The following is a 21,688-nucleotide window of genomic DNA, read 5'->3' as shown; positions in this document are numbered from 1 at the left end:
TGCCATATTGGCAGGACTGTGATTTATAAGTTTTTGGTCATGGTGACGTGCGGAATACCGGCGTCCATGAATTCCCCTGAAACGGTGCGGTAACCAAGCGATTCATAAAACTTTACCGCTCTCGTTTGAGCATTCAGTTTTGCTTTTTGATAGCCTTTGCTCTTAATGACTGCTTCCATCTCTTGGATGATGTTGGAACCGAGAGAACGTCCCCGGTAATCTTTCAGAACGCATATTCTCTCAAGCTTTCCATATTCATCCACAAACCGAAGCCTGCTCGCAGCTACAGGCCCGCCGTCTTCATAACCGACAAAATGGATAGATTCATCTTCCAAGTCATCTATTTCCAGTTCGGCAGGTACTTTTTGCTCTTCGACAAAGACGATATTCCTTACATTATAAGCTTCTTTAAGTTCTTGATCTGTTTCTGTTGTTTTTATTTCCATGGTTATTACTCCTACTCCTCATCAAAAGTGAACGTTTCATAAACAGTCCATGCGCCGTTTTCCAACTGGTACATAAGCTGAAAACGATCGACAGTCTGTTCTAAATTGAACCCCTGCATTTGTAAGCTGCCGAACACATCGGAATATTCATCATAGGAGAGCTTCTGTGCGATGGTAATGTGTGGGACAAATGAATAAGTCTTTTCCTGTGGCAATTTACCGGTATGCAATCGTTCATTCAAGTCCATCAATTCTTCAACGGGTTCTACTTTTAGATAAATGGTGTTAGTAACAGGCGAAAAGGAACTGACCTTGCGTATTTGCAGAGAAAAAGGCTTTGTTTCCTTTGCCACGTTACGCAATTCTTGGACAATTGAATTTATATCCTCTTCATTTGCTTCAAAAGGTTCTTTCAGAGTGATATGCGGTGGAATCAGCGCGTAATGCGGGTCATACCGCTTCCTGTATGAATTAGCAGTATCCTGTATTTTTTTAGACGGAAAGATAGCGATTCCATATTTCATAAATATTCCTCCTATTCCATAGGGTCATATGATGGACAAATCACTTGTTTAGCTGGAATCCTTTTTGAAATGATCCCTTACATTATACCAAATAATTGAAAAAATCATAATAGTGGCTTTTAGTGAGCAAGCAAGTTAATTAAACATGGTGATTAAAGCCCGTTTCATATCTTTCTGCCAATACTTCCAAGTATGTGCGCCGTCCAGTTCATGATATACATAACTGGATCTGTGGTTGTCTAAAAGGGTGCGGAGTTCTCTGTTCGGACTTAAAAAATCTTTGACTTCTCCTGCAGTCGTCTTTACTTCAGATTCCTGATTTCCGATTGTATGGTAAATGGATAGGTTGCCAAGAGAATGTGACTCCCTCACCGCAGCAAGGACGGTGTCGTCTACAAAAGGTGACTGCATTATGACCTGTCCAAAAGTGTTAGGATATTGCAAAGCTGCCATAAGGGAAACAGTTCCGCCGAGCGAATCACCCATCAAAGTGCGGCTTCCGCCAATATGATAGGTCGGCAGTTTTTCATCCAGAAGCGGTACAACTTCTTTTACCAAAAAGTTTATATAAGCTGTCTGCTTTGGTCCCTTTGGGTGATATTTATCCTGACGATCATATTTGTCTTTATAATGAATCCCGGCGAAGACAGTGTTTTCAATTTCGCCTGACTCATGGAGACGGTCACTGAGTGTGGCCACCCGCCCCATTTGAAAGTAGTCATCCCCATCCTGCATGATGCAGATGTGGTATTTATACAAGTCAGAAAAAGTTTCCGGGACATACCATTTTACTGTGAGGATTTCCTCTAAAAAATTGCTATTAATTTCTGCTTCGAGAAATTTTCCTTTTCTGCCCATCATACCCTCTCCTAAATGAAAGTTCAAATTGAAATATTGAGTTTATATTCCCTGAAAATATATAACGATAAACTATTTTAAGTGTAACATACTTCCAGTCGATAGTTGTCCAGATCCCGATTCACAATAACCTTATCCGGGTATGGAGTAATGAATACTTCTAAATAAGGAGGTAATATCTACATGAAAAGCAAAGTGATCGGAGGAGTTTTTAAGAGCCAGGATGACGCTATCCGTGCCATTGAAGAGTTGAAAGCGAAGGGATACGGCAAGGATGACTTTTCGGTCTTTGCCAAAGATAAAGATGACGTGAAAGCAATTGGAGAAGAAACCAATACCGACATCTCCAAAGACAAAAGCGGCAGAGGAAAAAACGCCGGAAAAGGTCTTGGCATCGGAGCCGGTACAGGTGGTGTCCTGGGCGGTTTGACAGGATTGATAGCAGAAATTGGCTTGCTGGCAATCCCGGGTGTTGGTGCGATTGCAGCCGCGGGGCCGATCGCAGCTGCATTGACCGGCGCGGGAATAGGTGCCGGAGGCGGTGGCATTGTCGGTGCTTTAGTTGGCGCGGGGATTCCCGAAGAGCATGCCAAAGAGTATGAGAACAAGTTGAAAGAAGGAAATATAATTGTACTCGTGGAAGCTAGTGAGCATGACCGGGAAATTTACCAAACATTCTTAGCCAATCGAACGGAGAACCATCGCATGTATCCAGATGAAGTGGTAGTGAATGAACGCAGGTAAACTAAATACCGCCCCGAGGCCTTTTGTACAGGCTTCGGGTTATTTTTTTTCGTAAACCTGGGAAATAATGCATAGAATTTCACATAACAGAATAATGTTAGAGGTGGTTAATACTGGAATGTGAAAGTGGAGGAGTGTGTATTTTGACGGAGAATCAGCGTTATGTAATGATGTTTTTGTTATTGAGTATTGCAATGGTGTTTGGAGGTATCGGTTTGAAGGGTGTGCTCAAGTATGCTCCGGATATCGGTTCCTTTCTGGGTTTCCTGTTCTTTTTGGCTTGTTTGTTTTTCAAGTTCATGGACAGGGCCGAGAGTTCTAAAGCAAATTAACTGAGAGACAAATGAATTTTTATGGGCCAGGCTGTCGGGGCTGTGGAAGTGTTTTTGTGTAGGTTGCAGGTGAACCTTGCATCACATTATCTATATATAGAATATGGGAAGTACTTTCTAAACAAGCTGAACACATGGATTTCCATGTGTTTTTTATATATGATTGTAGTAATTAAATTGGAGGGTGATTAGATGGGGATTTTATCTTTTTTCCATTTTAATTCTTTATGTGGTGATTAAACAGCCGTTCGCAACGGCATCGATCTAAATTAGGCGAGCTAGCAGATGAGAAATTAAGAGAAAAGCGGTTAACTCTCCCAAGTAAGCGGGAAGTGATTAGAAAATGTATGCAATTGGGTTATTTATTTTAGCAGGATTAGCTGAGATAAGTGGCGGATACTTAATCTGGATATGGTTGAGAGAGGGACGGCCGCTGAGCTGGGGACTGTTGGGCGGAGTATTGTTAATATTATATGGTGTGATAGCTGCTTTGCAGACTTTTCCGTCATTTGGACGGGTGTATGCTGCGTATGGCGGATTATTTATTGTGATGTCCGTACTTTGGGGATGGGGGATTGATCGAAAACCCCCTGATCTATATGATTGGCTGGGAGCAGCCATCTGCCTTGTCGGAGTATCCATAATGTTGTTAGGCCCACGACAGTAAAAAACTCCCGGAGTCTGGAACTCCAGGAGTTTGTCGTTATTCCATTCGTACAATCGGTTTGACCGTTGTTCCTTGTTTGGAATCATCAAATGCCTGATTGATATCTTCCAACTCATAAAACTTTACCAATTTATCAAAGGGAAACTTCCCTGCTTTATAGTACTCGACGAGTTTCGGAATGAAGATTTGCGGCACAGAGTCGCCTTCAATTGCCCCGACCAATCCTTTGCCTTCTGCCATGATGTCTTCAAATACATTGAATTCCGTTTCTTGGGTTACCCCGACCACAGCGGAAGTGCCTAGCGGTTTTAAGACTTGAACGGATTGCCTGGCCAGAGCTGGTACACTGGTAGTTTCTACAGCATAATTTGTACCGCCGTTGGTGATCTTTTTGATTTCTTCCACCACGTCTACTTCTTTTCCATTCAATACATGTGTGGCACCTAATTCTTTGGCCATTTCCAGCCGGCTTTCATGGACATCAATTGCAATGATTTTGGAGCAGCCAACTATATTGGCTGCCATTACTGCGCTCAGTCCGACGGCACCGCACCCAAATACAGCTATTGTTTCTCCGAATGAAGGCTGTAATTTATTTAAGACAGTCCCACTTCCGGTCTGGATGCCGCATCCCAATGGCCCTAACAGGGATAGATCGACATCTTTATCGACTTTCACGACATTCCGTGCGTTGGCTACGGCGAATGTACCAAAAGATGACTGACCGAAGAAAGAAGAAACGGTTTCGCCGTCCTGCTCAATCCTGTTGGTACTGTCATTCATTTTTCCACCAAAATTCAATTCATTAAAAGATAGGCAATAAGCTGGATGTCCAGATAGGCAATTTTCACAATGCCCGCAAGAAGAGAACGAAAGAACAACATGATCCCCTTCTTCCACCGTCTTCACGTTAGCACCGACTTTCTGGACGATACCCGAACCTTCATGACCCAATACAGCTGGCAATGGGACAGGCACTTCCTGATCTCTGGCTACGGCGTCTGTATGACATACACCGGACGCGACGATCTTGACAAGCACTTCATTATCGTTTGGTTCGGCTAGTTCTACTTCTTCTATACGGAATTCTTCGCTTTTTCCATGGGTAACGGCAGCTTTTACTTTCAACCTCTCCACTCCTTTTAACATAGAAATTCTGTGTATTTTGAACCAATATAGATACTCTTCCCCATATTGAAATGATTAAATCTAAAGCAAAAAGAATAAAAAATGCTGTTTTTCAAATAAATAAGTAGAAAATCACAGAGAAGGCGATGATACACTTGAATTTACCAGAACTATTAGGAAGAATTGCCATAGGGTTTATCGTGTTGTTTGTACTAACAAGGATCATGGGCAGAAAAGAAATCAGCCAGATGACCTTCTTTAATTTTGTTTCAGCCATTGCTGTCGGTTCAATAACCGCTAATCTTGTCGTTAATCAAAATTTAAGTATCCGAAATGGAGTTATTGCGTTAGTAGGATGGACAGCTTTTACTCTTCTAATGGGTTTTATGGATATGAAGTCCAAGAAAGCCCGAAAAGTACTTACCGGGGATCCGATCATGGTAATCAAGGAAGGTAAGATAGTAGAGAGTGCACTGGCCAAGTGCAGGCTTGATTTAGATTCCCTTAAGGCAATGCTGAGAAGGAATAATGTCTTTTCTCTCAATGAAGTGGATTACGCTACTTTTGAAACCAATGGAAAACTTTCCGTTATGAAGAAGGACGAGAAACAAGGATTGACCAAAAAAGATATGAATATCCTGTCCTCTTCCAACAAATATCCTGTAGGAACAGAGGTCATTTCTGACGGTAAAGTCGTATCACAGAACTTAACAAAGCTGAATCTTGATCAGCAATGGCTTGATCAGCAACTACAGCAGGCAGGCATTGACGATGTATCTAAAGTTTTTTATGCGGAAGTGGAACCAGACGGCAGCCTGTTTATAGATGATAAAGAAAATCAACTGCATTAAAAAAAGCTTTCCCGTTTGGGAAAGCCTTTTTTATGGCTATACCTCTTTCAAGGCATCTGCAATGTTGGTCTCGCCGGTTGTTAAATCAAATGACTTGTTGTATGTTTGTTCTTCATCTAATGCTGCGATAACCGTTCTTGCGACATCTTCACGAGGAATGAAGCCTAATTCCAGGTTTTCGGCGGCATTGACTTTGCCAGTTCCTTCTTCGTTCTGGAGTCCGCCGGGGCGTACGATCGTATAGGTTAAGCCGCTTGCTTCCAACAGCCTGTCGGCATAATGCTTAGCGACATAATATGGCTTGAGCTGTTCGTTCCAATTCTCACGGTGATGAGCCTGGATGGCACTCACCATGATAAATCGATCCACTCCTGCTTGTTGAGCAGCTTCGATTGCTTTACCGGCTCCATCCAAATCAATGAGCAATGTTTTATCATCGCCAGTGCTCCCTCCGGAACCGGCTGTAAATATGATGGCGTCACAACCTTTGGCCGCTTCCGCAATGCTGCCTACATCACCTTCCAAATCGACAATGGCTGTTTCCACTCCATCTTCTTCCAGCTTTTGGGCTTGTTCTTGCTTCCTTACCATTGCTTTGACATTGTGTTTCTTATCTGTTTTCAATAATTGGACGAGATGCTGGCCGATTTGACCGTTTGCACCAATAACGAGTACGTTCATCTTTCTCGACTCCTTTCCCTATTATGATTCCTGAATGTTGTTAATTCTTGCATGCAATAGATATCTTCGCAAACAATCTGCATGAAGAATGATATAGTTCCACTTATCCATACTAAAAGTGGAGGTGGCCAGAATGAAAGTTGCATTACTAAGCCTTTTACTGTTTGCAGCTCCACAGCTTGCAGTATCGGAAGAATTGACGATTAAGTTTGAAGGAAAAGACATTAAAACAATCGAAAAAGCAGACCTTTCCCTTCCGCATTTGAATAAAGAATGGGTCCAGCCGGAGAAGGTGGATTTACTTTTGAAGGAAATAGGAGATGCAGTCTATAAAGAACCGAAAGATGCTTATATTGATGAACATAACAATATTGTCCCGGGAAAAGCAGGACATCAATTGAACCTTCCTCAAATGAAAGAAGCAGTTTATAACTATTATTATGGGTCCAGTGCCGAAAAAATTGAAGCCCCGCTTCAATTAGCGCACCCCAGGGTGGATGGAGAACTTCTCGTATCCATCCGTGAGCAGTTGGTCGGGCAATACCAGACCTATTTCAATTCCCGTAATAAAGAGCGGTCCCATAACATCAAGCTAGCAACAGAAGCAATTGATAATGAAGTAATATTTCCGGGAGAGACATTTTCTTTCAATCAATCGGTCGGAAAAAGAACGAAAGAAAAAGGATATCAAAAAGCGCCCGTCATAGTAAAAGGGGAGCTTGCGGAAGACATTGGCGGAGGCATTTGCCAAGTATCCTCCACCTTATACAATGCTGTCGACAGGGCCGGTGTCAAAATCACGGAACGATATTCACATAGTAGAAAGGTTCCATACGTACCGCCAGGAAGAGATGCAACAGTCAGCTGGTACGGCCCTGATTTCGCGTTCCAGAACACGTACAATCAGCCCTTGTTAATCCGTGCAAAAGCAGGAACCGGTTATGTTGCCATCCGTGTCTACTCATCTGAAGACCTGGAATACACTCCCCGCCAGACGCCAGCATCGAGCAAAGAGCTTCCTAAAGAGGTATCTACCGACTAAAATTCATCGGTCTGCTGGACCCCAAGCATATCCAACAGGGCTCTGAGTTCTTCAGTTGCCCTGTCAGTACCTTTGAAATATTCTTCATGACTGCAGTCCTCCAAATATCGATACCTGTCAATAATGTCATCCAGCGTACCCCGCTCTTCAGGTATCGCATTTAGATAGTAAGGAGCGATTGCAGAACAGAGGACGGTAAACGCACCTCTTTCTTTTTCTATATAGTCGGCAGAAACAATCCCGGCCATCCCGCCAGGATTTTTCACATTCAACGCACGCCTTGCTGTCATTTCAAGTTTCATGGCGATTTTTTGGCTGAACAAATCACATCATCCTTTCAAGTGAGTTTGTTGACAACGTTTTCATTGTAGAGTTTATGATTGTTTTTCCAGTTGAGTAATACCCCTATTATAACGAATGTATGTGAGAAGAAGGGGTGATTGCGCTCAAATTGTTGGGAAAAGTTTGAGGGGAGAAAAATATTTGGAAAAAAGATTGACAAAATCAGCAGTTATACCGTATATTTATATTTGTCGATAGACATTTTTATAACTTGATTCCGTAGCTCAGCTGGGAGAGCGCTACCTTGACAGGGTAGAGGTCGTTGGTTCGAGCCCAATCGGAATCATACCCTAAGAACCCTTAGCATTTAAGGGTTCTTTTTATTTGATCAGTTTTAATATATTCCATAAAAACAGATTGAAGATCGCCCCTCTTTATTTATCGAGCAACCTTCTATTGATAAATAAATACGTTATGGTTAATAACACCAACATTGTAACTACTAGAACTGTTACTTCATAAGGATAGTCAATAACACTATGGATAACTACTAACAATCCTAGCGGTAGAAAAAAAACTCCCCCTGTAACTTTACCTAATAAGGATTTATTTTTAATATTCTTTTCATTAAAACCAGCTAACAACCACGTTTGCTTTTTCACAGCTACCAAGTAGGAAACAAGTAAGAGAAATATACCAATAACTAATAGTCCGTAGTCCATCTTTATCCCCCTTAAGTCAGATTTATTTTCATTACTATAAATACGTTTCAGGAGGAATTAAGTTCCCTTCTTTAGGTAAAGTTTTAGAAATTAATGACCATTAAGGTTTAATTACTCTTCTCAATCTTTGAGAAGTCCGCTTACTGTTCTTGTATATCTTACAGTATGGCTTGGTTCTTAATGTTCGGAACTGTCCTTCCCTTCGGTGGAGGGCTTTTTTGTTTTGAATATTTTTCCTTCTTATTTATAAGTAAAAGAGATTTAGAGGAAAGTCATTAGTTTAAACGTTATTCTTTAAATTTGATTGAATAATAGCTCATCAATATGTCTAAAACTTATCTAAAAGGAAGGGGATATATTGAGAGATTGTTGCGTTTAGAGCTGCAGTTCCTGCTCCATATACACTAAATAGAAAGTCCTTTTTAGGGGAAAGGCTATTAGGATAGAGACTTTCTAATATGAGAGTTGAGGACAAAATCCCCCGATATTTTCAAAAAAATAATTCCCTAATCATTTCCCCATCTTATGTTAAAATTTGATAAAAAAGTAATTTCCAAAATAACACTACCGAGAAATCAGAACACGGGGGAGAAATATGGTTCATGTACTGTACATAGAAGACGAAAGCGAAATAGGCAGCTGGGTCAAAAAGGATTTAACGGACAGAGGATATGAGGTCACATGGCTGAAATCAGGGGAAGATGCTGATAAGTATGTCTCGAATGTGGATATTGTCATCTTAGATGTCATGTTACCCGGTTTGGATGGGTTTTCCATCGGAAAACGGATTAAGAAAGAAAAGCAGGACTTGCCAGTTTTAATGCTCTCAGCCCGGACAGCTGTGGAGGATAAGTTAGAAGGGCTTGGTTTTGCGGATGACTATTTGACTAAGCCATTCCATCCAGATGAGCTGACTGCACGGATGGAAGTGTTGCTAAGAAGATTTCAAAAGAATGATGACGTGTTAGAAATCGGACACCTGCAAGTCCATACAAAAGACATGAAAATCATGGATCAAAGGGATGGCAGAGAAATACTGTTGACAGGAAAGCAGTACAACTTGTTCAACTACTTTATCCGTCACTTGAATCAAATTTTGACGAAGGAACAGCTGTATGAAGGCGTTTGGGGAGAAACTTACATAGAAGGCGACAAAACACTGATGGTCCATATCCGGTATTTACGGGCGAAGATTGAAGAAAATCCGGCCAAACCGACCATTATCGAAACAATTCGCGGAATTGGCTATAGGGTTAAGATATGAAACGGATACTCCGTTCTTTGCAGGCTAAGTATATGCTTATTATTTTGATGGCCATTTCCCTTATTTTCTTTATTCAAATTGCTTATACAATCATTTTCTCGATGTTGGTTGGGGGCTCAGAAGAAGAGAATGTTCCTGCTGGATCTGAAGGGGCCACTAATTATGAGATGATAGAAGAAAAATGGCATGAGGAAGCCAACGCAATTGAAAATATTTCGGGGAAACAGATAAGCCAACACTTTGAAACATGGAAAGAGGAATACCCGGATGCGTCCATGTTCTGGGTAGACGAAAATGACACATTAAGGGAACAAGTAGGTGTCACCGAACAACTCCCTTCAGAATGGTCGTCTGCGTACACAGCCGAATATATTAAAAGTCGTTATGGCGGTGATCCTTTTACCGTTATTGCATTTTTGGGAGAAAAAGAAAGAAATGGCTTTATCGTATTGGAGATTCCCCGTTCAACTTTTGATCCTCCATTGCAAAAGGCCTATGACCAGTATGGAATGTTTCTAATGATTTGCATGGTTTTGTTTACCTTTGTATTTATCGTCGTCTCTTTTCTCTTTTTCCGGGGCATCCGGAAAAGGTTGCTGCGATTGCAGGAGGCGATGGCAATCAGGGATGTGGACGGTCTTCCGATCGAAACGGATATGAAAAAGAAGGATGAAGTCGGACAGCTAGAACAGACCTTTAATCAGATGGTAAATGAATTGAGGGAAAGCAGACAAAGGGAACAAGCGGAAGAACAATTGAGAAGGGAACTGATTGCCAATCTTTCACATGATCTGCGGACACCTTTGACGAAAATCAGTGCGCAAATTTATTCACTCGCTAAAGAGGAGTTAACACATGAGTCGAAATCCGCCATTAAAACATTGGAAACATCGGTTCGGGACATTGACCGATTAATCGAGAATCTGATGTCTTATACCTTACTGATGGCAAGTAAATACAAGTACCAGCCAAAAGAAGTCGACGTGGTCAGGTTCGTGCGTGAAAGCTTGGCCACATGGTATCCGGTTTTCGAACAAGAAGGTTTTGAAATGGAATTCGAGCTGGAACCTTTTCAACAAAGTACATGGGCTGTCGATCCGATGTGGTTTAACCGTGTGCTGGATAATTTGTTTCAGAACGTATTGCGTCATGCCAAGAGCGGCCGGTTTGTAAAGGTCAAAACAGAGTCAACGAAAGAATATGATGCAATCACTATCATAGACCATGGAAAAGGGATGGACAATGTTTCTGTTGAAAAAGGGGCAGGTATTGGTTTATCGATTGTTGATATGATGGTGAAAGGCATGAGACTGGATTGGGATATCGAGTCAAGCAGTAAGGGAACCACAATCAAAATAAAGAATGACAAGCCACGTGCATCTGAAAGGGAAGAATAACTTTTCAGATGCACGTTTTTTTAAACGAATTTTAACCTTTCTTCACCCTCTGTTTTAACCTGAACATCTTATGATAGATAACGAGGTGAGAGAGATGGAATATATAGTGGAAACAAAGGGATTAACAAAGCGTTTTGGAAAGGAAAAAGCGGTTTCTGAATTGGATATGAAAATACCCAGAGGAGAGATTTACGGTTTTTTAGGGCCGAATGGAGCAGGGAAAACGACTACTATCCGGATGCTCTTGGGGTTGATGAAACCTACTTCAGGAGGAATCGAAATCTTTCAAAAAGACTTGAAGAAAGAGAGAATCGATATTTTAACAAGAGTTGGTTCACTGGTCGAAAATCCTTCCTATTATCCCCATTTAACAGCTTATGAAAATCTGGAAGCATGGAGGAAAATTTTGGGTGTGCCAAAAGGAAGAATCCAGGAAGTATTAGGGATTGTTCGATTGTCGGATGCGGCAAACAAAAAAGTGAAAGGTTTTTCACTAGGAATGAAGCAGCGATTAGGCATTGCTGTTTCTCTGTTGAATAACCCCGAACTCTTGGTTTTGGATGAACCGACAAACGGACTTGACCCGTCTGGAATCATTGAAATACGAAATTTAATCAAACAACTAGCTACTGAATCAGGCATGACGATTTTAATATCCAGTCATCTGCTGGCAGAGATCGATCAGCTTGCTACGACCGTTGGCATCGTTACGAAAGGAAAGATGATCTTTCAGGATTCGATCGATGTGCTGCGTCGGTTCGCTAAGCAAAATATAGTGTTAAAAGTGAGCGATAGTGAGCATGCATGGCGGTCTTTGCTGGCAAAGGGAATAAAAGCAGATTTACAGGATGGCAAACTTTCATTGTCTGACAGTACAAATGAAAGAATAGCGGATGCAGTTCGTCATCTCGTCCATGATGGATTTTCGATTTACCGCGTGGAAGAGGAGAAAAGATCCTTGGAAGATATCTTCCTGCAAATGACAAAGGAGGAAGATCGGGTATGATCCGGACCCTTTTTTTAACCGATTTGTTGAAAATAAAGCGAAAAGGTCTATGGTTTTTGACATTCTTAGGTCCGTTCGGCGTGGTTGCCATGCAAATGGTGAATTATGGTGTCCGGAAAGATTATTTACTCCAGCAAAGCGACAATGATTGGGAATATTATGTGCAAAATGTCAGTGCTTTTATCCCTCTTGCTCTTGTACTGGGGATTGTTATCCTAACTTCGTTCATGGCAAGTATTGAAAATGAAACGAATGCATGGAAGCAGTTAATTTCCCTTCCTGTTTCAAAGATGAGGGTTTATTTGTCAAAATTCACTGTACTTGCGAGCTTATTGCTAGTGTCATCATTTCTTTTGATGGTGTTTGCCCTGCTATACGGGATTTTTCTTGATTTAGGGGAGGGCATACCGTACGTGGAATTGCTCAAGCAGAGTTTTTACCCTTATTTTGCTTCGTTGCCAATATTGGCTTTGCAGCTTTGGATTGCTGCAGTCTGCCAAAATCAAGCGATACCGACTTCCACAGGTGTACTCGGGGTTATTTTAACCTACTCCGCATTCACCCTGCCGGATTGGATGATATGGAAATGGCCGACATTGATGAATGATTGGAATGAACCGCTTGTAAATGTCTTGTTGGGTATAGGGGTAGGCTGCGTACTTTATATTGCGGGGATGATAGATTTTACAAGAAGGGATGTGAAATAGATGGTGTCAATTCTTCAATCCGAATGGTATAAACTCCGAAAATCAAAAGTAGCTTCCATCATCTTGCTTGGTCCGCTTGTTGGATTTTTTATGGGACTGACGCCGAATTTTGTAGATGAGGCAGGGATGAATGAATGGATTATCTCCCTTCTTACTATGAATCTGACGTATGCTTTGCTTTTCCTGCCATTGATAACCGGGGTTATAGCCAGTGTCATGTGCAGGTACGAGCATCAGGCAGGAGGATGGAAACAATTGCTGTCCCTGCCGGTAACACGGGGAAAAGTGTTTGTTGCTAAATATGTATTAATAATGTTTCTTGTGTTTGCTTTGCAATTGCTGTATTTAGCATCTATCTACGGATCTGGTATGATAAAGGGTCTTACAGATCCTTTTCCATTAGAGATAATTTGGAAGAGTATTTTGGGTGGTTGGATTGCGACGTTTCCTCTTGTCGCCCTGCAACTGTGGATGTCTATTCTGTTTAAGAGTTTTGCAGCACCGCTTGCGGTGAATGTTATTTTTACATTGCCTTCTATCCTGGCAATTAACTCAGAAAGATTCGGCCCTTACTACCCATGGGCACAGCCTTTTTCCATGATGTATATTGGCGGAGATACAGGCGATGTCTTTTTTATACCATGGGATCAATTATTAACAGTCGTAGGCGGGAGCTTTGTTCTGTTTTTCTTTGGAGGACTATTGTATTTTCAAAGAAAAACGATTTAGGAAAACAGTTACAGCGGATAAAGTTATGCCGCAAAACTCGTAAACTACGATATATCTGGACATAGCTTTCTCCCATCCTGATTAAGTCGAGTGGTAAACAACCGCTGCGGCAGAACACTTCGCTTTCCGCGGGCACGGCCTCAGCCTCCTCATCAGCAAAGGACGCTTCTTGCGGGGTCTTCGGACGCGTGCTGTTCCCACAGGAGTTATTATGAACGAAACTAGCCCCTTAATCGTAACAACGTAGGTTAATTTGGTCATAGTGGGTATAGTAAAGCAAGCCCAAAACCCATAGCCAAATCAGAGCTATAATTACGAAAGGAGCTAGTACTATGGATGATACCACAAAATACGTTGGTCTAGACGTATCAAAGGACAAAATTGCAGTCGCAGTTGCTGATGAGGGACGTTCCAAGCCAAGATATGTTGGTATGATTGACTATACGGTAGAAGCGATTAGAAAATTAATGAAAAAACTAGGTGAACCAGAACTTCTGCAAGTGTGTTATGAAGCAGGCCCAACCGGTTACGGGCTCTATCGCCTTCTGAAGAGTATGGATATTGAATGTGAGGTAATCGCACCGTCGTTAATCCCACAAAAACCAGGTGAGCGCGTAAAAACAGATAAACGGGATGCAATAAAATTGGCAACCCTTTATCGTGCCGGGGAACTGACGCCAATCTACGTCCCGACAGAAAATGATGAAGCACTCCGTGATTTAGTTAGAGCACGTGAGGATGTAAAGGAAGATGAATTAAGGGCTAAACATAGACTAACCAAATTTCTTCTCAGAAATGAAATCCATCCTCCTAAGGGTACCAGGACATGGACGGCTAAATATTGGGATTGGCTGGACAGTCTAAAATTTGAACGTTCCGCTTCCCGTGTAACCTTCCAAGAATATTTACAACAATTGAAGGAGTATCAGCAGCGACTGAAGATACTGGAAAGTGAAATGGAGGAACAAGCCAAAGAAAGCGTCCATGCACCCATGATTCAGACGCTTATGACCTTAAGAGGCATTGCCCTAATTACAGCTACCAGTCTGGTAGCTGAGGTAGGATCGTTCAGTCGATTTCAAACCCCTAAGCAATTCATGGCATACACCGGGCTTGTGCCAAGCGAAAGTTCCAGTGGGTTGACACGCAATTTAGGAGAAATCACCAAAACAGGGAATCGCCATGTTCGGAGGCTTTTAATCGAAGCAGCATGGAGTTATAGATACCAGCCTGCAGTCAAAGGGGAACTGAAGAAAAGACAAAAAGGACACCCGACTAATGTCCTGGGGGTCTCGTGGAAAGCTCAGAACCGCTTGCATAAAAAGTATTTCCGGCTACTGGGCCGAGGAAAAGAGAGTGGAAAAGCCATTGCGGCAGTCGCCAGAGAATTAGCAGGGTTTATTTGGGCGATATCGCGTGAAGCCGATGGTGACGTTCAGACGACTTAGTTGGAATTAAAATATGCATCCTTTGAGGCAAGGGTTAATCCAAAGGAAATAAGTATAGGGCTCGAAGGCAAAGAAGAAAACCGTATAGGATAACGCACGACGTAGACTTGTGCTAGCCTTAAGAGGTGAACGCACGCCAGGAGTTCGTGACAGATCCTTTAACGGAAAGATAAAATGTGAAAACCCACGGATATCAGTATGCTTATCGAAGCAGAGATTTTTGCCTTCGTGCCGTGTAATTATCTCCTTCGTGTAAAAAAAGGAGGTACATAATTCCATCATTCTTAGCTTTTAGCAGGGTTTCAGTCATCTGAAAAGTAGTTGGCAAGCTAAGAAGAAGGAATAGCGCTAGCAAGAATATGGATGGAAACGTAAGAATCAAAAGATCAAAAGAGCCTAAAAAGACTCTTTATTTGAAGCTGGCCAAAAGTATATTTATCTGAACGGGGCTTGACAGTTTCGTTCATATCAGTCTACGTGTTCTGCCCCCGGAAAGGGAGTATTTTTCCGCAGCGCTGGGTTAGCTTTCAACTAAAATCAGGATAACAAGAAGCCACACGAAAATAGAATTTTCACTAGGTCGCAGTTCCTCTCTACTGGAACTATTAAGATTAACGAAAGAAAGCTTTATAACGCTAGGCTGCCGGCTGTTGTGTTTCAGGTGTTGGCAGTCTTTTTGTTGTGAGTGGGTTTAGTTGTTAATTTATATTAGATAGGCCTTCATTGATAAAATTATTGATCATCACAGCCATTTCTTTCGGGGACTGGTCCATATCATTCTCGATCCAGTCTTTGATGACATGGATCGCCCCGCTGATCACAAATGTACTTAAATACTTCGACTCTTCCCTCTTAAAATTGTTATCACTCATCAAGTTATCAATCATGAACCCGCGGGCAAGCTCCATCATTCTTTTTTCAAAAGTCGGGATGGCATCCTTGTTCAACAGTGTGTGGAACATGAAGCTATTTTCTGTGATATATTCCAATATTTTTTCCGTCATTTGAATCGATTCTTCACCCATAGAATAGGTGTAGTTATGCAAGTAATTATTCATATCTTCGGTTACTTCTTCTTCCATCTTGTGAAGCAAGTCGTACTGATCGGCATAATGGGTATAGAAGGTGGACCGATTGATATCGGCCAATTCACATATTTCTTTTACGGTAATATTAGAAAGCGGCTTTTTTGCCAGCAACGCAATCAGACTTTCCTTCAACACTTTCCTCGTATATTTCTTTCGTCTATCCAGCTTTTCACTCACTGTGCTAAAAGCTCCTTTTGTTACAAATTTGTTAATATCCAACACTTTCACAACATTGTGTTGGAAAAATAACGCATATTATAAAACTGTTTGTTGAATATCCAACAGAGTGTCAATACAATATTAGAATGTATGAAAGGTATTGGCAAGAGAGGATGAAGCCTTATTGACTTAACAACTCGAATTATCAAGCATAAAAAAAGCATTGTCATAACATTTATTATCGTTGCAGTACTTAGTACGATCGCGCAATTTGCCGTATCAGTCAATTACAACATGGTTGATTATCTTCCGGAAGATGCCCCATCGATGAAAGCGATGGATTTGATGGAAGAAGAATTTGATGATCCTGTAGCAAATGCTCGGGTGATGGTAAAAGATGTTTCCATAACCGAAGCGTTGAACTATAAACAGAAGCTGGAATCCATTGAGGGGATAAGCGGAGTCACTTGGCTGGACGACGCGGTCGACTTGAAAGTTCCTCTCGAAATGGCCAATGATGACACGGTAGAATCTTATTACCAAAATAACGCGGCATTGTTTTCCGTCACTATCAGCGAAGGCTATGAAGTGGAAGCCACCGATGACATTTATGAACTGATCGGGGAAGAGAATGCAGTGGCTGGTGAAGCGGTTAATACTGCGTCCTCGCAGAAGATGGCTGGTAATGAATCCTTATATGCGGGTGCATTACTGGTGCCGATCATTATTTTAATTTTGGTTTTATCCACGAATTCCTGGATGGAACCCGTCTTCTTTTTGACGGCGATCGGTGTTTCGATCCTAATCAATTTAGGGACGAATATCTTTATGGGAGAAGTATCCTTTGTCACACAGTCTGTTGCGCCTATTTTGCAGCTTGCCGTTTCATTGGACTACGCAATCTTCCTGCTCCATAGTTTTTCCGATTACCGAAAAGAAGTTTCCGACCCTGCCGAGGCAATGAAACTGGCCATAAAACGGTCGTTTCCGGCTATTGTAGCCAGTGCATCGACCACCTTTTTCGGTTTTACTGCATTAACATTCATGGACTTCGGCATTGGCGCAGACCTGGGTCTGAATCTATTAAAAGGTATTCTGTTAAGCTTCATCAGTGTCATGGTGTTTTTGCCAGCATTGACTTTGATGTTTTACCACTGGATTGATCGTACCAAGCATCGGCAATTGGTGCCCGACTTTAAAGGTATCGGCAAGCGCGTGATGAAATTCAGAATACCGAGTTTGGTTCTCGTCTTGCTTTTAATCGTTCCTGCCTTTTTGGCACAAAACAATACATCGTTTATTTACGGTACGGGTGAACATCCTGAGAATACCAGGGAGGGGCAGGATGTAGCGGCTATTGAAAAGGAATTCGGGAAAAACACACCGATAGTGCTGCTGGTGCCGTCTGGTGATAGAGCGAAAGAAGAAGAACTCGTGCAGGACTTAGAAAATCTTGAAGATGTTTCAAGTGTTCTTGCTTATGTAAATATGGTCAGCACGGCTATTCCTCCTGATTACCTGGAAGAATCGGTGACAGAGCAGTTTTATTCCGATGACTATTCCAGGGTTACCCTCTATACAGAAACGGATGCAGAAGGGGATGCGGCCTTTTCGCTGATAGAGCAAGTACAGGAAACTGCCGACTCCTATTATGAAGAAAATCATCTGTTGGGTGAGAGTGTCACCCTGTACGATATGAAAAACATTGTTCAAAAAGACAATACACTAGTCAACTTGTTGACCGTTATTTCGGTTGCGGTCGTGCTTTTGATTACGTTCCGTTCGATATCAATCCCTGTTGTCTTGCTGTTGACGATTCAGGCGTCGGTGTGGATCAACCTGGCTGTACCTTATTTTGCGGATACATCGCTTGTGTATGTGGGATATTTGCTGATTAGCACGATTCAGCTGGCAGCTACGGTGGACTATGGGATTTTGTTCACGGAAAATTATTACTTATTAAGGAAAGAGATGCCCGCATTAAAGGCTATTAAGAAAACAATCGACGATAAGATATTTGCGATTTTTGTGTCGGCATCTATATTATCCAGTGTCGGATTTATTTTATGGATCACCTCCTCAAATCCGATTGTATCTTCGATTGGTTTACTGCTGGGTAGAGGGGCGTTGCTCGCGTTTGTCATGGTTGTATTTGTCCTGCCGGCCTTGTTGGTTATCTTCGATCGTGTGATTGAAAAAACAACATGGAAAGCACATTTTTATAGGGGGAAAGAATAATGAGATTAACTCGACTAACGGCGGCTTTCACCGCAATTCTGCTGGTTTTGCCGACCACCCTTGTTTCTGCGGAAGAAAACGGGTCTTCTGACGAAGAAATCACTCAAGGGGAAGGAACTTATACCGGCAAAGATGAGGTTGTCTATGCGACACTAGATGCTGGCGGAAATCAACAGAACATGTATGTGGTCAATAACTTCACCATAAAAGAAGCAGGAGAAATTATCGATCATGGGCCTTATACAAGTGTCCAGAACTTGACCGATTTGACTGAGATCAAATTAAATAATGACCGCGTCGAGTTTTCGACAGATGCAGAGGAATTTTATTATCAAGGAAATCTGGAGGGTAAACCCCTGCCATGGAATATCGACGTTTCTTATCAGCTGGACGGCGAAACAATCGTCCCGGAAGAACTCCCGGGGAAAGACGGGCACCTTGAAATCCAAATCGATACTTCCCGAAATGAAGAAGCTGAATCTACCTTTTTTGAAAACTATTTGCTGCAAATATCCCTAACATTTGATTCGGGAATTTATGAAAACATTGAAGCACCGAATGGCACAGTGGCCAATGCCGGTAAAAACAGGCAAGTGACGTTTACTGTCATGCCTGAAAAAGAAGAAAGCTTCACGGTCGATGCCGATGTGACAGATATGGAAATGGACGCAATCGAAATCAATGCCATGCCGTCATCCATGTCTATTGATGAGCCCAACACCGAAGAAATGAAAAGTGAAATGACCACTTTGGCAGATGCCACTAAGGAAGTCGATCGTGGTGTCGGTGAACTGACCAATGGCATAGCTGAGTTGAACGATGGCGTCGCCGGCCTTTATGACGGATCGGCACAATATAAAAACGGAATTAATGAACTTCAAAATAACTCTGCCGGCTTATTGGAAGGTTCTGCTTCCATCAAGGAATCTCTACAACAAATGAGCGAAGCAGTCGGAGCTGGCTCTGGTGAAATGAATATAAGTGAATTCAATCAGCTGGAGGATGGCTTGCGTCAAATCGCAGGCGGTTTGCAAGAGGCTGAATCCGGTCTTGTTAATCTGAAAGATCAGTACGGCCAGGCATACCAGGCAATGGATGAGGCGATAGCCGCCATTCCGGACAATGAAATTCCTGAAGAAGATATACAGGGCTTATATGAAAGTGGAGCAGATCAACAAGTAATCGAACAGTTGGTGAAAAATTATAAAGCAGCCCGCACGACGAAAGCAACTTACGCAAAGGTACAAGAAGCGTTCACAGCCGTCAGCCCTACATTAGAAACAGTTGCAGGATCGCTGAATGAGATGAGTTCGAATCTAACAACGATGGCAGATGAAATTGCAAACAGTCTCGACAATATGGATATAGATGAATCGATGAAACAATTGCAGGATGGATTGCAGGCACTTTCTGCTAACTATGGAAATTTCCATTCTGGACTGAAAAAATATACAGATGGGGTAGCAGAACTGGCAGGCTCCTACGAGGAACTACATGGTGGTATCGCCGGATTAACGGATGGAACGGCAGAACTGGAAAAAGGTGCAGCTGAATTGCATGAAGGAACATCCGAATTAGCATCGGCAACCAGTGATGTACCTGACCAAATGCAACAGGAAATCGATGAGATGATGAATGATTACGATAAATCCGATTTCCAACCGGTTTCCTTCGTTTCGACAGAGAATAAGAAGGTTGAAAACGTCCAATTCATTATCAAGACAGAAAGTATCAAAATGGAAGAAGAAAAGCAAGAAGTGCAGCAAGAGGAAGAGCAAGAAAGTTTCTGGGATCGCCTGCTTGCTTTGTTTAACTAATACAAACAGCCTTCTCTGATGGTTTGCCTGGAGGGGGCTGTTTTTTTTTGAATTATGATAAAACCGGAAACTAATATAATGGGCTTAAAATCAGGTGAACAGCTATAGGAATAGCAAGTTAAATAGAAAGAGATTTACCGGCTAACTTCCAGAATTATTTCCGTTTTTGAGAATTTGGTTCTTATATTAATAAGACATTCATCCAGATTGCTAGTAAAATAACGAGAAACAAAGAAGTGAATTTCTTCGATAGAAAGGATGAAGCTAGTAGATTATACCTAATAATGTAAGCGTTAACATAAAGTTTGTCAGGAATAAAATCTTCAAGAGAAAGGGCGAATGTAAAATGGCCGAAGTCAGGTTAGGTATTATCGGTGTCGGAACGATGGGATTTGCACATGCGAGTTATCTTCAGGAAAAAGTGGTTAATGGGGCAGTGTTAACTGCGGTACTGGACAATAGTAAGGAACGGGCGGAATGGCTTGAAAAAAATTTGGATGATGGGGTAAGAGTGTTTACAAATGAAGAGGAGTTCTTCGAGTCAGGTCTGGTGGATGCTGTCATTATTGCCACACCGCACTATGATCACTCTTACTTGGCGATTAAAGCTTTTGAATATGGGCTTCATGTTCTGTGTGAAAAGCCTGCAGGTGTGTTTACCCGTCAAGTTCGTGAAATGAATGAAGCAGCAGAAAAGAGCGGCAAAGTGTTTTCGATGATGTTCAATCAGCGTACCAACCCACTTTACCAAAAACTGCGCGATTTGATTCAATCCGGAGAACTGGGAGAAATCCGACGGATAAATTGGCTGATTACCAACTGGTATCGCTCGCAGAGTTATTACGATTCTGGTGGATGGCGTGCGACATGGGCAGGAGAAGGTGGAGGGGTGTTGATCAACCAATGCCCGCATCAACTGGATTTATGGCAATGGATGACAGGGATGATGCCGACAAGAATGAGGGCATTTTGTCAATTCGGCAAGCACAGGAATATTGAAGTGGAAGATGATGTGACGGCTTATGCCGAGTACGAAAATGGCGCAACAGCTGTTTTTATTACGACTACTGGAGAGGCACCAGGGACAAACAGGCTCGAAATCGCAGGTGATCGCGGTAAAGTGGTCGTGGAAAACGGCAAAATGGATTTCTGGCGATTAAGAGTTCCCGAACCTGAATTTAACCGGGAATTTAAAGGTGGGTTCGGCGCACCGGAATGCTGGAAAGTGGAAGTTCCGATCACAGGGACAGAAACAGCACACCGCGGCATAACCCAGAACTTCGTGGACGCTATTTTAAACGGAACACCATTACTGGCACCTGGCGTGGAAGGAATTAAAGGGTTGACGCTTTCCAATTCCATGCAGTTATCTACTTGGATTGATGACTGGGTTGAACTGCCTTTGGATGAAGAACTCTATTACAAGCATTTGCAGGAGAAGATATCCACGTCCACTGTGAAAAAAGAAGGAAACAATATAGCGCTCAATGTGGAAGGAACCTATTAGGATAAAAGAAGTCCAAAGTAGCGGAGGATATTGCCAACTATAATCGATGGA

General features: G+C 42.2%; 22 protein-coding genes and 1 tRNA gene. 15 read left to right on the top strand and 8 right to left on the bottom strand.

Annotated elements, in window-relative coordinates:
* Positions 1-23 precede the first annotated feature (23 nt).
* The 3 genes from CZ434_RS10125 to CZ434_RS10115 form a co-directional block, all read right to left on the bottom strand.
* Positions 24-446, bottom strand: coding sequence for a GNAT family N-acetyltransferase (locus tag CZ434_RS10125; RefSeq protein ID WP_077623026.1), 423 nt, complete (start codon positions 444-446; stop codon positions 24-26).
* Between the two features lie 11 nt (positions 447-457).
* On the bottom strand, positions 458-970 hold the full coding sequence (locus CZ434_RS10120) for a YjcG family protein (RefSeq protein WP_077623025.1): 513 nt from the start codon (positions 968-970) through the stop codon (positions 458-460).
* 135 nt (positions 971-1,105) lie between these two features.
* Complete coding sequence (locus CZ434_RS10115; RefSeq protein ID WP_077623024.1) at positions 1,106-1,828, bottom strand: alpha/beta hydrolase; 723 nt, start codon at positions 1,826-1,828, stop codon at positions 1,106-1,108.
* Positions 1,829-2,011: 183 nt separating this feature from the next.
* Between CZ434_RS10115 and CZ434_RS10110 the strand changes: the two genes are divergently transcribed.
* The 3 genes from CZ434_RS10110 to CZ434_RS10100 all read left to right on the top strand — a co-directional run bounded on the left by CZ434_RS10110 (position 2,012) and on the right by CZ434_RS10100 (position 3,571).
* Complete coding sequence (locus CZ434_RS10110; RefSeq protein WP_077623023.1) at positions 2,012-2,572, top strand: general stress protein; 561 nt, start codon at positions 2,012-2,014, stop codon at positions 2,570-2,572.
* Between the two features lie 143 nt (positions 2,573-2,715).
* Positions 2,716-2,904, top strand: coding sequence for a hypothetical protein (locus tag CZ434_RS10105; RefSeq protein WP_077623022.1), 189 nt, complete (start codon positions 2,716-2,718; stop codon positions 2,902-2,904).
* Positions 2,905-3,247: 343 nt separating this feature from the next.
* Positions 3,248-3,571 (top strand): YnfA family protein, encoded by a 324-nt coding sequence (locus CZ434_RS10100; protein ID WP_077623021.1) that lies wholly within the window; start codon positions 3,248-3,250, stop codon positions 3,569-3,571.
* A 36-nt stretch (positions 3,572-3,607) separates the two neighbouring features.
* Here CZ434_RS10100 and CZ434_RS10095 read toward each other — a convergent pair whose 3' ends face one another.
* A complete protein-coding gene (locus CZ434_RS10095) occupies positions 3,608-4,699 on the bottom strand; it encodes an NAD(P)-dependent alcohol dehydrogenase (protein ID WP_077623020.1) in 1,092 nt (363 codons plus the stop codon).
* Between the two features lie 155 nt (positions 4,700-4,854).
* Between CZ434_RS10095 and CZ434_RS10090 the strand changes: the two genes are divergently transcribed.
* A complete protein-coding gene (locus CZ434_RS10090) occupies positions 4,855-5,550 on the top strand; it encodes a DUF421 domain-containing protein (protein WP_077623019.1) in 696 nt (231 codons plus the stop codon).
* 36 nt (positions 5,551-5,586) lie between these two features.
* Here the strand turns inward: CZ434_RS10090 and CZ434_RS10085 are convergent, their stop codons facing one another.
* A complete protein-coding gene (locus CZ434_RS10085) occupies positions 5,587-6,231 on the bottom strand; it encodes an SDR family oxidoreductase (RefSeq protein ID WP_077623018.1) in 645 nt (214 codons plus the stop codon).
* A 133-nt stretch (positions 6,232-6,364) separates the two neighbouring features.
* Between CZ434_RS10085 and CZ434_RS10080 the strand changes: the two genes are divergently transcribed.
* The gene (locus tag CZ434_RS10080; protein ID WP_077623017.1) at positions 6,365-7,273 is read left to right on the top strand and encodes a VanW family protein; all 909 of its coding nucleotides are present in this window, start codon (positions 6,365-6,367) and stop codon (positions 7,271-7,273) included.
* On the opposite strand, the gene CZ434_RS10075 is transcribed toward CZ434_RS10080, so the two are convergent.
* Complete coding sequence (locus CZ434_RS10075) at positions 7,270-7,596, bottom strand: hypothetical protein (protein ID WP_077623016.1); 327 nt, start codon at positions 7,594-7,596, stop codon at positions 7,270-7,272. The genes CZ434_RS10080 and CZ434_RS10075 overlap by 4 nt on opposite strands.
* A 232-nt stretch (positions 7,597-7,828) precedes the next feature.
* Between CZ434_RS10075 and CZ434_RS10070 the strand changes: the two genes are divergently transcribed.
* Positions 7,829-7,901, top strand: a tRNA-Val gene (locus CZ434_RS10070).
* A gap of 88 nt (positions 7,902-7,989) precedes the next feature.
* On the opposite strand, the gene CZ434_RS10065 is transcribed toward CZ434_RS10070, so the two are convergent.
* A complete protein-coding gene (locus tag CZ434_RS10065) occupies positions 7,990-8,277 on the bottom strand; it encodes a DUF3784 domain-containing protein (protein WP_077623015.1) in 288 nt (95 codons plus the stop codon).
* 595 nt (positions 8,278-8,872) lie between these two features.
* On the opposite strand from CZ434_RS10065, the gene CZ434_RS10060 reads away from it, so the two are divergent.
* The 6 genes from CZ434_RS10060 (at position 8,873) to CZ434_RS10035 (ending at position 14,828) form a co-directional block, all read left to right on the top strand.
* On the top strand, positions 8,873-9,541 hold the full coding sequence (locus CZ434_RS10060; protein ID WP_077623014.1) for a response regulator transcription factor: 669 nt from the start codon (positions 8,873-8,875) through the stop codon (positions 9,539-9,541).
* The gene (locus CZ434_RS10055) at positions 9,538-10,938 is read left to right on the top strand and encodes a HAMP domain-containing sensor histidine kinase (RefSeq protein WP_077623013.1); all 1,401 of its coding nucleotides are present in this window, start codon (positions 9,538-9,540) and stop codon (positions 10,936-10,938) included. Before CZ434_RS10060 ends, CZ434_RS10055 begins: the two co-directional genes overlap by 4 nt.
* Positions 10,939-11,032: 94 nt before the next feature.
* Entirely contained in the window at positions 11,033-11,944 is a 912-nt protein-coding gene (locus tag CZ434_RS10050) for an ABC transporter ATP-binding protein (protein ID WP_077623012.1), read from the top strand.
* On the top strand, positions 11,941-12,651 hold the full coding sequence (locus tag CZ434_RS10045) for an ABC transporter permease (protein ID WP_077623011.1): 711 nt from the start codon (positions 11,941-11,943) through the stop codon (positions 12,649-12,651). The genes CZ434_RS10050 and CZ434_RS10045 overlap by 4 nt, the downstream gene beginning before the upstream one ends.
* A complete protein-coding gene (locus CZ434_RS10040) occupies positions 12,652-13,380 on the top strand; it encodes an ABC transporter permease (RefSeq protein WP_077623010.1) in 729 nt (242 codons plus the stop codon).
* A gap of 332 nt (positions 13,381-13,712) precedes the next feature.
* Positions 13,713-14,828, top strand: a complete 1,116-nt coding sequence (locus tag CZ434_RS10035; protein ID WP_077621189.1) for an IS110 family RNA-guided transposase — start codon at positions 13,713-13,715, stop codon at positions 14,826-14,828.
* Between the two features lie 698 nt (positions 14,829-15,526).
* On the opposite strand, the gene CZ434_RS10030 is transcribed toward CZ434_RS10035, so the two are convergent.
* On the bottom strand, positions 15,527-16,093 hold the full coding sequence (locus CZ434_RS10030) for a TetR/AcrR family transcriptional regulator (protein WP_077623009.1): 567 nt from the start codon (positions 16,091-16,093) through the stop codon (positions 15,527-15,529).
* 276 nt (positions 16,094-16,369) lie between these two features.
* Here CZ434_RS10030 and CZ434_RS10025 point away from each other — a divergent pair, with 276 nt between their 5' ends.
* The 3 genes from CZ434_RS10025 (at position 16,370) to CZ434_RS10015 (ending at position 21,637) form a co-directional block, all read left to right on the top strand.
* Entirely contained in the window at positions 16,370-18,313 is a 1,944-nt protein-coding gene (locus CZ434_RS10025; protein ID WP_077623008.1) for an efflux RND transporter permease subunit, read from the top strand.
* Complete coding sequence (locus CZ434_RS10020) at positions 18,313-20,130, top strand: DNA repair protein RecN (RefSeq protein WP_077623007.1); 1,818 nt, start codon at positions 18,313-18,315, stop codon at positions 20,128-20,130. The genes CZ434_RS10025 and CZ434_RS10020 overlap by 1 nt, the downstream gene beginning before the upstream one ends.
* A gap of 346 nt (positions 20,131-20,476) precedes the next feature.
* A complete protein-coding gene (locus CZ434_RS10015) occupies positions 20,477-21,637 on the top strand; it encodes a Gfo/Idh/MocA family protein (protein ID WP_077623006.1) in 1,161 nt (386 codons plus the stop codon).
* The last annotated feature ends 51 nt before the right edge of the window (positions 21,638-21,688 follow it).

Origin of the sequence: Sediminibacillus massiliensis (assembly GCF_900156915.1) — a bacterium.
Taxonomy (GTDB): Bacteria; Bacillota; Bacilli; order Bacillales; family Amphibacillaceae; genus Sediminibacillus_A; species Sediminibacillus_A massiliensis.
This window is presented reverse-complemented; position numbering and strand designations above follow the sequence as displayed.